This window comes from Streptomyces krungchingensis, assembly GCF_054729265.1.
Genome location: NZ_JBPUKY010000001.1, coordinates 2,775,514 through 2,789,384, shown reverse-complemented (window position 1 = coordinate 2,789,384; position 13,871 = coordinate 2,775,514). Strand labels below are relative to the sequence as shown.

The following is a 13,871-nucleotide window of genomic DNA, read 5'->3' as shown; positions in this document are numbered from 1 at the left end:
GGGGCGGAGACCGCGGGGTCCGCCCGCCCGGTGCGCTAGATCAGGGCGAACTGGCCTTCCGGTCCCTCTTCGTGGTGGTCGAGGACGGAAGCGGGCCTGCGGGCCGCGTCCGGCACCGGAAGGACGCCCGCCGTGCGCAGCCCGTCCGCGGTGACGGGCGCCCCGACGGCCAGGTCCCGCTGCTGCGGCCGGAGTTCGGTCAGCAGGGCGAGCACCGTGACGAGTTCCAGCAGCTCGGACGTCCAGGCCTGCGGCCAGCCGGCGGGCCGCACCGCTTCCAGGGTGCCAGGTTCCGCCGCCGTCGTCCTGGCCGCGAACCACTGCTCCAGCACGCGTACTCCGCCCGTCTCGAAGTCCCAGGCCTGCGGGGGCACCGGAGAGATCCGGCCCTCGTCCAGCAGCAGGGCCTCCTCGTCACGGTCGTAGCGCAGACCGACGGGGCGGGCGGGCAACGGGGCGCGCACATAGGGGCGACGGCCGCCGGGAAGCTTGGGGCGCTCCCCGTCGCGGCGCATCAGCCACAGCATCCGGCGGCCCAACTCGACGCCGTACGCCCACTCCTGGGGGTCCGCCGTGAGCGGGACCACCGGCCCGTCCGGGCCGGACCGCGCGACGGCCACCGTCCAGGCGAGGAAGTCCAGGGGTTCGGGGGAGTGGCCCAGCCGGGTGCCGAGATGGTCCAGCAGGCCGGGCGCCAGGTTCGGCTCCAGGCCGCCGGGCCTCCGGTACAGCGGGCGGACGCGCCCGGAGCGTGGCGTCGGCGTCCGGCCCGGGACGGCCTTCGCGGGCGGCGGGACGACCGGCGGTACCGACGAGACGAGCAGCACGGGCCCGGACGGCTCGGACCCGGCCGGCTGCTCGACCGCGAACACCTGCCGTGCGTCGGCCACCCGCCACAACTCGGGCCGTGCCGCATCGATCAGCCGGTGGTCCGGGATCAGCCACTGCTCGTCGAAGGGGCCGTGCACCACGCGCACCGGCTCCGGGCACGGACCCGACTCACGGGCCAGCCGGCCCGTCCCGGTCGCCTGCCCCGGCAGCTGGCCGACGGCCGACTGCGTCGTGCGCGAGCGCGTCGGCTCGAACAGCGCCTCGCGGTCCGGGCCTTCCGCCTTCAGCAGGGCGTCCCACCGCGCCTTCAGGGACGCCGCGTCGGGGGCCGTCGGCCACCCCCGGCCCAGCCTCGGCGGTGCGACGGACCACGGCATGAGGTCCGCGAGCAGCGGGGCGTCGTCGTGCGTCACGCCCGGCATCGTACGACGTGGCCGCCGGCCGCCGCCTTGGTGCGGCACGCGTCAGTGGGCGTCGAGGGTGACGGTGAAGGAGAACCGGTCACCGCGGTAGTGGATGCGGGCCACGTCCAGGGCGCGGCCGTCCTCGCCGTGCACGATGCCCGTGTAATGCAGGATGGGGCTCAGCAGCGGCACCTGGAGCAGGCGCGCCGTCTCCGGGTCCGCGAGCCGCGCCTCCACCGTGTCGGTGATCCGGCTGATGCGCACCCCCACCACGTCCCGGAGCACCTTGGTCATGGGCCAGCGCACCAGATCCTCCGGGTCGATCAGCGCGGCCAGTTCGGGACGCACGTAGTTGCGCGCGTGGTTCGTCGGCTCGCCCGTCTTCTCGTCGCTGCGCAGCCGGTGGTACGTGCCCACCTCGGCCAGATCCGGGAAGTGCTCGGCGAGTTCGGCGGACACCGGCACCGACCCGTGGTCGAGCAGCCGCGTCGTCATGCCCGACTGCTGCGCCACGATCGCGTCCACCGAGCCGAGCAGCCGCACGGGTGCGCCACGCTGCGCGCTCGGCTCGATGAACGTGCCCCGCCGGCGATGGCGGGTGATGAGCCCCTCGTCCTCCAGCTCCTTGAGCGCCTGCCGCATGGTGAGCACGCTCACCCCGTAGTGGCCCGCCAGCTGCTCCTCGGTGGGCAGGCGCAGCGGGTCCTGGGGCGAGCGGCCGAGTATCGACGCGCGCAGGGACTGCGACACCTGATACCAGAGCGGCAGCTTGCGGTTCAGGACGATCGAGTCCGGGGCGAAGGAGGTCACGAGGGTATCCGTACCGGTCGCGGGCGTCGAATGCAACGGGTGGTGAATCTCAGTCCGTCGGACGGAAGTGCCGCTGGAGGCCCTGCCACACGTCGTCGTAGGCCTGTTGCAGGTGCTCCGCCCGCGCCGCCTGTGCCGTCGCGGTCACCGGCCAGCGGGTCTCGAACATGAACGCCAGCCCGTCGTCGATCTTGTGCGGACGCAGCTCCGCGGCGCTCGCCCGGTCGAAGGTCTCCCGGTCGGGGCCGTGCGCCGACATCATGTTGTGCAGCGAACCACCACCCGGCACGAAGCCCTCCGCCTTCGCGTCGTACGCGCCCTCGATGAGCCCCATGTACTCGCTCATCACGTTCCGGTGGAAGTACGGCGGCCGGAAGGTGTCCTCGCCGACCAGCCAGCGCGGCGCGAAGACGACGAAGTCCACCCCGGCCAGGCCCGGGGTGTCCGAGGGAGAGGTCAGCACGGTGAAGATCGAGGGGTCCGGGTGGTCGTAGCTGATGGTGCCGATCACATTGAAACGGCGCAGGTCGTAGACGTACGGCAGGTGGTTGCCGTGCCAGGCGACCACGTCGAGCGGCGAGTGGTCGTACGTCGCGGTCCACAGATTGCCGCAGAACTTGTTCACCACCTCGACCGGGCCCTCGACGTCCTCGTAGGCGGCGACCGGCGCGAAGAAGTCGCGTGCGTTGGCCAGGCCGTTGGCGCCGATCGGGCCCAGGTCGGGCAGCTGGAAGGGAGCCCCGTAGTTCTCGCACACATAGCCGCGGGCCGCCGGGCTCGCCCCGCCGTCGGGCGCGGTGTCCAGCAGTTCCACGCGGAAGCGCACGCCACGGGGGATCAGCGCGACATGGCCCGGCTCCGCGTGCAGCAGCCCGAACTCGGTGTGCAGCAGGAGCCCGCCGCGCTCGGGCACGATCAGCAGCTCGCCGTCGGCGTCGCTGAACACCCGCTCCATCGAGGAGTTGGCGTGATACAGGTGCACCGCCATGCCGGTGCGCTGAGTCGCGTCGCCGTTGCCGCCGAGCGTCCACAGGCCCGCGAGGAAGTCGGTGCCCTCGGCGGGTTCCGGCAGCGGGTTCCAGCGCAGGCGGTTCGGGTCGGGCACGGTCTCCGTGAACGGGGCCGTGCGCAGGGCTCCGTTGTCCGTGCGGGTGAACGCCGGGTGCGCGGCCGACGGCCGGATCCGGTACAGCCAGGAGCGCCGGTTGTGCGCCCTGGGCTCGGTGAACGCCGTGCCGCTCAACTGCTCCGCGTACAGCCCGAGCGGCGCCCGCTGTGGCGAGTTGCGGCCGTGCGGCAGGGCCCCGGGCACCGCCTCCGAGCTGTGTTCGTTGCCGAAACCGGAGAGGTAGGTCAGCCCCTCGGCCCTTTTCCTGGCGTCCCCGCTCATGATCGCTCCCTCGTGCCTGATTCCTATGCATCACCGTAGGATTCGCGGATTCCGTGCGCAAGAGGTCGACTCAGGCCAACCTCCGTCGGCCGGCCCCGGTCCGGTCGGCGCGCCGACGTAGTCCTCAGGGGCAGCTGTACCGTGCAAGAACCCGACTCAAGGGGGATCCGGCCGTCGGGCCCGTGTTCTACGCTCCCAGGCATGTCGAGGACGCGCGGACTGCTCGCCGCGCTCGCGGTCTGCGCCCTGCTGGGCGGGCCGTCGGGCTGCGGCTCCGGCGACGCGCACGAGCGGGAGGACGGACCGTCGGTCTCGCCCGTGGGCAAGGTGCTGGACGAGATGGACGAAGAGGGACGGAACTACCGCGAGGTGGACAAGGAGGGGGCGCCGTATGTCGCGATCGAGGTCCAGCCCGACTCCGACGACAGCTGGGACGTGACCCTGAAGGTCCGCAACTTCCGCTTCTCGCCGGCCGGTACGCGCCCCGTCCCGGCGGCCGGGCGCGGCATCGCCCACCTCTATGTCGACGGCCGGACCATCGCCCGGCTCCGCAGCGCCGAGTACCACCTCGCCGGGCGGCTCGTCCCGCGCGGCACCCATCACGTCACCGCGCGCCTGTACGCCGACGACGGCACCGTGTGGGCCGTCCGCGGCAAGCCCGTGGAGGGCACCGCCGACATCACGGCGTCGGAGGCCGGGACGCCGGGCGCCGCGGGGGCCACGCCGACCGGAGGGTCACCGGACACGGCCACCGACGGATCGCTGTCCGCGCCCGTGCCCGGTTCCGCCTCGGCGACCGGATCCACGTCCGTGGCCGGATCCGCGCGCGGCGATGTGTCCACATCCGCTGCCGGATCCGCGCGCGCCGACGGGTCCGTGCCCCGCGACGGATCCCCGTACGCCGACGGGTCCACCAGGGCGGGCGAGGTCCCGCGCGGCGCGCGCCTCACGTCGGCCCCATGGGTCTCGCGTGCCGTCGTACCCGGCTCCGCCGAGAAGATGAGTGCCCACCGCATCGAGGGCCGTACTGATACGGGAGGTTCACCGGATCCCGGCGGAAAGGCATCATGAAGCCCGTGCCCCATGCGACCTCGCTGCGCAGAGCGCCCGTACAGCGGCGCAGCGCCGAACGACTGACCAGAATCCTCGACGCGTGTGCCGACCTCCTCGACGAGGTCGGCTACGACGGCCTGAGCACCCGGGCCGTGGCCCAGCGGGCCGGCGTCCCCATCGGCTCCGTGTACCGCTTCTTCGGCAACAAGCGCGCCATGGCCGACGCGCTCGCCCAGCGCAATCTGGAGCGCTACACCGAGCGCGTCACGGCGCGCCTGGCGGCGGCCGAGGGCGACGGCTGGCGCACGGCCATGGACGCCGTGCTCGACGAGTACCTGGCCATGAAGCGCACCGCACCCGGCTTCTCCCTCGTCGACTTCGGCAACCAGATCCCCGTCGGCTCCCGCTACTCCGAGCCCAACACCCGTGTCGCCGACCGCCTCACCGACCTGCTCTCCGGCTACCTCGGACGCACCCCGGACGACGATCTGCGCCGTACCTTCCTGATCGCGGTCGAGACGGCCGACACCCTGGTGCACCTCGCCTTCCGGGTCCTTCCGGACGGGGACGAACGGATCATCGAGGAGACGCGGGAGCTGCTGCGCGCGTACCTGGCCCGGGTCCTCGACTGAACCGTACGAGGGTGGGCGGGCGGCCGACCGTGCTCGGGCAGACACGCGCGGACGTCGGCCGTGCGGGGTCTGCGGGAAAGTGCGCAGACGTCGCCCGTGCGGGCATGCGGGCATGCGGGCATGCGGGCGTGCGGGCGTGCGGGCATGCGGGAAGGCGCGCGGTGGTCCGGCACCTTGCCGACGGTCCGGTGCCGGGCGGGCGGCGTACGAGGTATGTGCCGGGCGGGCGTGCGAAGTATGTGCCGGTGGGCGGACGACGTGCGTGCGGGCCGGCGGACGAGGTGCGTGCCGGCGGGCGCCGGGCCGGTGTCGCGCCGGTGGGCGTGCGACGTCCGCGCGGTGCGGCGTACGGCAGGCGTGCGGAGTCCGGGACCGGGCCGATCGGCCGGCGAATTTCCGACCGGGTCCCCGACAGCCCTCCCCTCCATGCATACCGGTCGGTATGCTCAGGCCCCAGTTCGTGTGCCACCGCCGCCACAGCCCTCCGGGAGGACCCGTGTCCCGCACCTCCGGCACCACTTCCGACGCCCGCACCGCCCTGCGGATCTGCCCCCTGTGCGAGGCCACCTGCGGGCTGACCCTCACCGTCGAGGGGAGCCGTGTCACCAGTGCCCGCGGTGACCGCGACGACGTGTTCAGCAAGGGGTTCATCTGCCCCAAGGGCGCCTCCTTCGGCGCGGTCGACGGTGACCCGGACCGGCTGCGCGTGCCCCTCGTCCGCAAGGACGGCGAGCTGCGCGAGGCCACCTGGGAGGAGGCCTTCGACGCCGTGGCCGCGGGACTGCGCCCCGTCGCCGAGCGGTACGGCCCGAACGCGGTCGGCATCGTCCTCGGCAACCCCAACGTGCACACCATGGCCGGCGCCCTCTACCCGCCGGTGCTGCTCGCCGCCCTGCGCACCCGCAGCCTGTTCACCGCCTCCACGGTCGACCAGATGCCCAAGCACGTCTCCAGCGGGCTCCTGTACGGCGACGCCAACGCGATCCCCGTGCCCGACCTGGACCACACCGACCACCTGCTCCTCATAGGGGCCAACCCGCTCGAGTCCAACGGGAGCCTGTGCACCGCCCCCGACTTCCCCGGCAAGCTCAAGGCGCTCAAGGCCCGGGGCGGCACCCTCACGGTGATCGACCCGCGCCGCACCCGTACCGCACGGCTCGCCGACCGGCACATCGCGATCCGGCCCGGCACCGACGCGCTGCTGCTCGCGGCGATGGCACAGGTCCTCTTCGAGGAGGACCTCGTCGACCTGGGGGACCTCGCGCCGCACGTCCAGGACGTCGCCGAACTGCGCGCAGAGCTGGCCGACTTCACCCCGGAGGCGATCGCCGGCGCCTGCGACGTGGACGCGGACACCGTCCGGGCCCTGGCCCGCGAACTCGCCGCCGCCCCGACCGCCGCCGTGTACGCGCGCATCGGCAGCTGCACCGTCCCGCACGGCACGCTCGCCAGCTGGCTCGTGGACGTCCTCAACATCCTCACCGGGAACCTCGACCGCCCCGGCGGCGCCCTGTTCCCGCAGGCCGCCACCGACAAGTCGCCCCGGCCCGCGGGACCCGGCCGCGGCTTCGCGCTCGGCCGCTGGCACTCGCGCGTGCGCCGGCATCCCGAGGCGAAGGGCGAGCTGCCGCTGTCCGCGCTCGCCGAGGAGATCGACACCGCCACCGCCGAGGGCGAGCCGGTCCGCGCGCTCGTCGTCGTGGCCGCCAACCCCGTGCTCTCCGCGCCCGACGGCGCGCGGCTCGACAAGGCCCTGGACTCGCTCGACTTCATGGTCAGCGTCGACCCGTACCTGAACGAGACCTCGCGCCACGCCCACGTCGTCCTGCCCCCGCCGCCGCCCGCCCAGAGCCCGCACCACGACTTCGCCTTCAACACCCTCGCCGTACGCAACCAGGTCCGCTACACCCGCCCCGCCGTCCCCCTGGAGCCGGGCCGGATGGCCGAGTCGGAGATCCTGGCCCGGCTGATCCTGGCCGCCACCGGCATGCACGGCGCGGATCCGTCCGCGGTCGACACGATGGTGATCGACCAGACCCTCGGCAAGGCGGTCCGCGAGGAGCACTCGCCCGTGCACGGCCGGGACCCGGGCCAGCTCGCCGCACAACTCACCGGGGACACCGGCCCCGAGAGGCGGCTCGACATGATGCTGCGCCTCGGCCCCTACGGTGACGGCTTCGGCGTACGACCGGACGGGCTGACCCTGGAGAAGCTGCTCGCGCACCCGCACGGCATCGACCTCGGCCCGCTGGGGCCACGCCTGCCGCAGCCGCTGAAGACCAGGAGCGGCAAGGTCGAACTGCTGCCGCGGCCCCTCGCGGACGATCTGCCGCGCCTGCGGGAGGCACTGGCGCAGCGCCCCGACGGGATCGTCCTGATCGGCCGCCGCCACCTGCGTTCCAACAACAGCTGGATGCACAACGTGCCCGCCCTCACCGGCGGAACCAACCGCTGCACCCTGCACATCCACCCCGAGGACGCGGAACGCCTCGGCGTGCGCGACGGAGCGGACGTACGGGTGAAGGGCGCCGGGGGAGAGGTGGTGGCCCCGGCCGAGGTCACCGACGGTGTCCGGCCGGGCGTGGTGAGCCTGCCGCACGGCTGGGGCCACGACCGCCCCGGCACCCGCATGCGCCATGCCTCCGCCGCCCCCGGAGTCAACGTCAACCAGCTCCTCGACGGCAGCCTGCTCGACCCGCTGTCGGGCAACGCGGTCCTCAACGGAGTACCGGTCGAACTCACCGCAACGTCGTGACCTGGAGTTTTGCGCTTATTGCTCGCGTGTCAACGTCTTGTTAACGCCGTTTGACGGGACCTAACGTCGTCGCACCGCCTGCCCGGTGGGATGTTCAAGGGCGAACGTTAGGTATCCACTCATGCTGACCATCCTCGGCTTCACCATGATCGCGACCTTCCTGGTCCTGATCATGCTGAAGAAGATGTCGCCGATCGCGGCGCTCGTGCTGATCCCGGCACTTTTCTGTGTCTTCGTCGGCAAGGGCGCCGACCTCGGTGACTACGTCATCGACGGCGTCACCGATCTCGCCCCGACGGCGGCGATGCTGATGTTCGCGATCGTCTACTTCGGTGTGATGATCGACGTCGGCCTCTTCGACCCGATCGTCCGGGGGATCCTCAGGTTCTGCAAGGCCGATCCACTGCGCATCGTCGTCGGCACCGCGGTCCTCGCCGCGATCGTGTCGCTGGACGGCGACGGCTCGACCACCTTCATGATCACGGTCTCGGCGATGTACCCGCTGTACAAGCGGCTGAAGATGAGTCTCGTCGTGATGACCGGCGTCGCCGCCATGGCCAACGGCGTGATGAACACGCTGCCCTGGGGCGGCCCGACCGCCCGCGCCGCCACCGCGCTCAAGGTCGACGCGTCCGACATCTTCGTGCCGATGATCCCCGCGCTCGCCGTCGGCCTGCTCGGCGTTCTGGCGCTCGCCTACGTCCTCGGCCGCCGCGAGCGCAAGCGGCTCGGCGTGCTCACCCTCGGCGAGGTGCTGGAGCCGCAGGAGACCGAGACGGTGCTCGTCGCCGCGGGCGGCGGCGACGCCGGCAGGTCCGTGCGCACCGGTGGGGCCGGTTCCGGAACCGACGCGGACACCGACCCGTCCGGCGAGGACGACGCGTTCAAGGGACTCGACCCCGAACGCGCCACCCTGCGCCCCAGGCTCTACTGGTTCAACGCGCTCCTCACGGTCACCCTCCTCACCGCCATGATCATGGAGTGGCTGCCGATCCCGGTGCTCTTCCTGCTGGGCGCCGCGCTCGCACTCACCGTCAACTTCCCCCACATGCCCGACCAGAAGGCCCGCCTCGGCGCCCACGCCGAGAACGTCCTCAACGTCTCCGGCATGGTCTTCGCCGCCGCCGTGTTCACCGGCGTCCTCCAGGGCACCGGCATGGTCGACCACATGGCCGGCTGGCTCGTCGACAACATCCCCGACGGCATGGGCCCGCACATGGCCTTCGTCACCGGCGTCCTGAGCATCCCGCTCACGTACTTCATGTCCAACGACGGCTTCTACTTCGGCATCCTCCCGGTCCTCGCCGAGGCCGGACACGCGCACGGCGTCTCCTCCCTGGAGATCGCCCGCGCCTCGATCGTCGGCCAGCCGCTGCACATGTCGAGCCCGCTGGTGCCCGCCGTGTACGTCCTGGTCGGCATGGCCAAGGTCGAGTTCGGCGACCACACGCGGTTCGTGGTGAAGTGGGCGGCGCTCATCTCGCTGGTGGTGCTCGGCGCCGGAATCCTCTTCGGCATCATCTGATGCCCGACGCCTCACCTCGCGAGCGGCCCGGCAGGGGCTGGCTGCTGCGCCTCGTCATCGCCTTCGGCTTCGCGCAGGGGGCGGTGTCGATGGCCCGGCCCGCCGTCTCCTACCGGGCCCTCGCGCTGGGCGCGGACGAGCGCGCGATCGGCGTGATCGCCGGTGTGTACGCGCTGCTGCCCCTCTTCGCCGCGGTGCCGCTCGGCCGCCGTACCGACCACGGCCGGTGTGCGCCACTGCTGCCGCTGGGCGTCGTCCTCATATCCGGCGGCTGCGCGCTGAGCGGCGTCGCCGGCACCCTGTGGTCGATGGCGGTGTGGAGCGGGGTGATGGGACTCGGCCACCTCTGCTTCGTGATCGGCGCGCAGTCGCTCGTCGCCCGCCAGTCCGCCGCGCACGAACAGGACCGCAACTTCGGGCACTTCACCATCGGGGCCTCGCTCGGCCAGCTCGTCGGACCCGTCGCGGCGGGCGCCCTGATCGGCGGCCCCGACATGGCGGGCACCAGTGCGCTCGCGCTGCTCGTCGCGGGCGTGCTCGCGGCGGTCGCGCTCACCTCGTTGTGGCGCATCGAGCACCGTACCGCGGTCAAGTCACCCGGCAGGGAGGGCGACCGGGTCCCCGTGGGGCGCATCCTGCGCACCAGGGGCGTGCCCGCGGGCATCTTCGTCAGCCTCGCCGTGCTGTCCGCCACCGACATCCTCACGGCGTACCTCCCGGTGGTCGGTGAGCACCGGGGGATCGCGCCGTCCGTGGTGGGGCTGCTGCTGAGCCTGCGCGCGGCGGCCACCATCGCCTGCCGTCTGGTGCTGACCCCCCTGCTGCGGGTGCTGGGGCGCGCGCTGCTCCTCACGGTGACCTGTCTGCTGGCGGCCGTCCTGTGCGCCGGCATCGCGCTGCCGCTGCCGGTGTGGGCGCTGGGCGTGGTGCTCGTCGTCCTGGGCTTCTGCCTCGGGGTCGGTCAGCCGCTGTCCATGACGACGGTGGTGCAGGCCGCCCCCGACGGCGCCCGCTCCACGGCGCTCGCGCTGCGGCTGACGGGCAACCGGCTGGGGCAGGTGGCGGCGCCCGCCGCGGCGGGGCTGGTGGCCGGGGTCACGGGCGTGGCCGCACCGTTCGTGATGCTCGGCGCGCTGTTGCTGCTGTCCTCGGGGATCGCGCTGCGTTCGCCGGCGAAGCCCGGGCGGGTGCGCGCCGGGGGAGCGCGGACGGGGGTGCCGTTGCGCCGCAAGAGCGATATCTGACGGGGTGCCGGGCGGTGTTGCCGCTCTTCTCCGGGCGGATGTGAAAGAGAGTCAGATGAACGCCTGATTTGTATGAAAATCATCTGACTTGGAGGACGTGCATGCCCACCTCGCCTCTGTCGTTCCGGCCGGTGCCGTCGCGCACCGCCGCCGCACGCGCGGGCGCCACCGTCGCCCTGGCGGCGCTCACGGCCGCCGGCGCCGCTGTACTGGGGACCCCGGCCGCATTCGCCGCTCCCGGCGACAACGGCGACGTCAAAGTCCACAGCACGACCACTTCCGTCGACGACCAGCGGGACGAACCGAAGGTGTGCGGGTTCTACCTGGACGCCTTCAACTTCGACGCGAACCAGTCCATCAGCTGGTCGATCGCGGCCCAGCCCCCCGTGGTCGACGGTGCCGTCCGCTCGGGCACGCTCGCCCTCCCCGCGTCCGGCCACGGCCGGACCGAAGACCTGGTGCTGCCCGACGGCCAGTACAAGCTGACCTGGGCGATCGTGGGCGGCAACGGCGCGGGCAAGCACAAGGTCTTCAAGGTCGACTGTGGCGGAGCGACCCCCAGCCCGACGGTGACCGCTCCGGGCGGCGGGACGGGCGGTCCCGGCGCGGGACCGGGCGGGCTCGACGGCGGACCGAACGGCGGACCTCCCGCGGGCGGCGGCGGACTCGCGCGCACCCAGGACTTCTCGCCGGTCGCCGGCGCGGCGGCCGTGGGTCTGGTCGTGACCGGAGGAGTCGTGTACCTCAGGCTGCGCCGGCGTACCGATGGTGCGGCGTAGGCGCTCCCGGAGGCCCTGGTACCGGACGCGCGCCTACCGTCTGACGCGGACCGCCGTGCTCGCCACCGCACTGGTGGCGGCCGGCGTCCGGTGGGCGGGGAGCGACGAGCCGACGGGGTCCGAGGCGGTGGCCGTGGCCGAGTCCCCCGGCCCGGCCGCCGCCGCGGGGCCCGGGAGGGACGCGGGACGTACGGAACGGGCGAACGCGCAGCGGCCCGGCGTCGGGCCGCGCGGCGCACGGGCCGGCCGGACCGCTCCCGCCCGGCCGGTCCGGCCGCCGAGACCGCTCCCGCGCTCGCGTGCGACGGCGATCGAGATCCCGTACTTCCGGCTGGCGGCCCCGGCCGTCGCCGTCCGGCTCGATCGCGAGCGGCGCCTGACCGTGCCGCCCGTGGACGACCCGAAGGTGGTCGGCTGGTACGAGGGCGGAGCCACGCCGGGCGAGCGGGGCACGGCCGTCGTCGTCGGGCACCGCGACACCAGGACGGGACCCGCGGTCTTCGCGGCGCTCGGGCGGCTGCCGGCCGGCCGGCTGATCGAGGCCCGTCGCGCCGACGGACGGGTCGCCGTCTACACGGTGGACGCCGTGAGGACGTACGAGAAGGCACGCTTCCCCAACAAGGAGGTGTACGGCGAAAGGAACCGCCCCGAGCTGCGTCTGATCACATGCGGCGGTGCCTACGACCGCAGGAAGGGCTACGCCGGCAACATCGTCGTCTTCGCCCACCTCACTCGGACGCGGGGGCCGGCCCGCACCACGTGAGGGCGGGCGCCGCACCCGGCCGGTCGCGCAGGGCGGGGCACCGCGGTCCGGTGCCCCGCCCGCGCCGTGGCCTACGGTCCCGCGCCCGACGGCCGGGAGCCCTGCCGTCCGGCGCCCGGGTGCCCGGCGTGCCGGTGCCAGGACCGGGCCGGGCACCCGGGCGCCGGTACCTGATCGTCCGTTTACGCCCGTGCCGAACCGGATGGTCCGATCCCGCCGGATGTCTTCCCCCGGGCGTGCGCGGTCCGTTAACTTCCGTGACTCATACGTCCCGTACGACCCGCACGGGACGTTCGACACCACGCTCTGGCGTCCAGTGAGCCCCCGGGGGCACCTCTCATGACACGCGCCATCTCCCTGCACAGCGTCAGCAAGTCGTACACACGCGGCGTCCGCGTGGTGGAGCGGTTGTCGCTCGACATCCGCCCGGGCGAGTTCCTGGTCCTGCTCGGGCCCTCCGGCTGCGGCAAGTCGACGGTGCTGAGAATGATCGCCGGACTCGAAGAGGTCACCGAGGGCGAGGTGCGTCTCGACGGCGAGTACGCCAACGACCTGCCGCCGTCCGGGCGTGACATGGCCATGGTCTTCCAGAACTTCGCCCTGTACCCGAGCATGACCAGCCGCGACAACATCGGCTTCCCGCTGCGGATCGAGTCGCCCGGCGACGACCCGCGCCCGCGGGTGGACGCCACCGCCCGGATGCTCGGCATCCAGGACCTCCTCGACCGCTTCCCGAACCAGCTCTCCGGCGGCGAACGCCAACGGGTGGCCATGGGACGGGCGATCGCACGGCATCCGTCCGCCTTCCTGATGGACGAGCCGCTGTCCAACCTGGACGCCAAGCTCCGCAACCACCTGCGGGCCGAGATCGCCCGGCTCACCAGGGATCTGGGCACGACGACGGTCTACGTGACCCACGACCAGGCGGAGGCGATGTCGCTCGGTGACCGGGTGGCCGTGCTGCGCGGCGGGGTGCTGCAGCAGCTCGGCACGCCCCGGACGGTCTACTCGCTGCCCGCGAACGTCTTCGTCGCCGCCTTCATCGGCACCCCGCGGATCAACCTGCTGCGCGGCCTGGTCCGGGCGCCGCTCGACGGAGCGATGTCGATCAGCCTCGGCAAGCAGTACCTCCGGCTGCCCGAACCCCTGTCCCTGGACCACCAGTTGCTGCGGGTCCAGCAGGGCCGCGAGGTCATCGTCGGACTGCGCTCCGAGGCCGTACGGCTCGCGAAGCCGTCCGCCGCCCGGCCGGGCGAGGTGGCGATCAGCGGGCTCGTCGAGCACGTGGAGTACCAGGGGCACGAGGTCCTCGTCCACTTCAACACGGGGTCGCGCCCCGCCGTCGTACCGGAGCTGGAGTCGCCGCGTCCCGCCCGGCCGGTCCGGCGACGGCGGCGCGAGGGCACGGTCCTCGACCGGCTGCGGGACCGCGCCGGCGCCCTGCGGGCCGGCCCGGTGGTGGTCCTGGAACATCCGGGGGACGCGGAACCCGACGTCTCCGACCTGGCCCCGCCCGAGGGGCGGCTGCCCGGGGACCTCGTCGTCCGCACCACGCCCGACATCGAGCTGCGGCACGGCATGCAGGTCCCCCTCCTCGTGGACCTCGCCCATCTGTTCGTCTTCGACCAGCACGGTGAACGCATCTGTCCGGCTCCGGCGCGGCTGCCGGACCTGGAGGAGTGAGT

11 protein-coding genes are annotated in these 13,871 nt (G+C 73.1%); 8 read left to right on the top strand and 3 right to left on the bottom strand.

What is annotated here, in order from left to right; all coding sequences use genetic code 11:
• Positions 1-35 precede the first annotated feature (35 nt).
• From ACSYGO_RS12455 to hmgA, 3 genes are read right to left on the bottom strand one after another with little or no spacing between them, the layout of a single operon-like run.
• Positions 36-1,253: a type ISP restriction/modification enzyme gene (locus ACSYGO_RS12455; RefSeq protein ID WP_460386676.1), complete on the bottom strand. Its 1,218-nt coding sequence runs from the start codon at positions 1,251-1,253 to the stop codon at positions 36-38.
• Positions 1,254-1,295: 42 nt separating this feature from the next.
• A complete protein-coding gene (locus tag ACSYGO_RS12450; protein ID WP_426680273.1) occupies positions 1,296-2,045 on the bottom strand; it encodes a GntR family transcriptional regulator in 750 nt (249 codons plus the stop codon).
• Positions 2,046-2,094: 49 nt separating this feature from the next.
• A complete protein-coding gene (hmgA, locus tag ACSYGO_RS12445) occupies positions 2,095-3,435 on the bottom strand; it encodes a homogentisate 1,2-dioxygenase (RefSeq protein WP_345647979.1) in 1,341 nt (446 codons plus the stop codon).
• 201 nt (positions 3,436-3,636) lie between these two features.
• Here hmgA and ACSYGO_RS12440 point away from each other — a divergent pair, with 201 nt between their 5' ends.
• The 8 genes from ACSYGO_RS12440 to ACSYGO_RS12405 all read left to right on the top strand — a co-directional run bounded on the left by ACSYGO_RS12440 (position 3,637) and on the right by ACSYGO_RS12405 (position 13,869).
• Positions 3,637-4,506 (top strand): nuclear transport factor 2 family protein, encoded by an 870-nt coding sequence (locus tag ACSYGO_RS12440; protein WP_460386675.1) that lies wholly within the window; start codon positions 3,637-3,639, stop codon positions 4,504-4,506.
• Entirely contained in the window at positions 4,503-5,120 is a 618-nt protein-coding gene (locus ACSYGO_RS12435) for a TetR family transcriptional regulator (protein WP_426680271.1), read from the top strand. The genes ACSYGO_RS12440 and ACSYGO_RS12435 overlap by 4 nt, the downstream gene beginning before the upstream one ends.
• Before the next feature lie 496 nt (positions 5,121-5,616).
• Positions 5,617-7,875 (top strand): molybdopterin oxidoreductase family protein, encoded by a 2,259-nt coding sequence (locus ACSYGO_RS12430; protein ID WP_460386674.1) that lies wholly within the window; start codon positions 5,617-5,619, stop codon positions 7,873-7,875.
• Between the two features lie 121 nt (positions 7,876-7,996).
• The gene (locus tag ACSYGO_RS12425; RefSeq protein WP_460386673.1) at positions 7,997-9,400 is read left to right on the top strand and encodes a CitMHS family transporter; all 1,404 of its coding nucleotides are present in this window, start codon (positions 7,997-7,999) and stop codon (positions 9,398-9,400) included.
• Positions 9,400-10,644 (top strand): MFS transporter, encoded by a 1,245-nt coding sequence (locus tag ACSYGO_RS12420; protein WP_460386672.1) that lies wholly within the window; start codon positions 9,400-9,402, stop codon positions 10,642-10,644. Before ACSYGO_RS12425 ends, ACSYGO_RS12420 begins: the two co-directional genes overlap by 1 nt.
• Positions 10,645-10,745: 101 nt before the next feature.
• Complete coding sequence (locus ACSYGO_RS12415) at positions 10,746-11,423, top strand: hypothetical protein (protein WP_426680267.1); 678 nt, start codon at positions 10,746-10,748, stop codon at positions 11,421-11,423.
• Positions 11,410-12,186 (top strand): class F sortase, encoded by a 777-nt coding sequence (locus ACSYGO_RS12410; RefSeq protein WP_460386671.1) that lies wholly within the window; start codon positions 11,410-11,412, stop codon positions 12,184-12,186. The genes ACSYGO_RS12415 and ACSYGO_RS12410 overlap by 14 nt, the downstream gene beginning before the upstream one ends.
• A gap of 339 nt (positions 12,187-12,525) precedes the next feature.
• Positions 12,526-13,869 carry an ABC transporter ATP-binding protein gene (locus tag ACSYGO_RS12405; RefSeq protein ID WP_435227721.1) on the top strand — a complete coding sequence of 448 codons (1,344 nt, stop codon included), beginning with the start codon at positions 12,526-12,528 and terminating at the stop codon, positions 13,867-13,869.
• Positions 13,870-13,871: the final 2 nt, after the last annotated feature.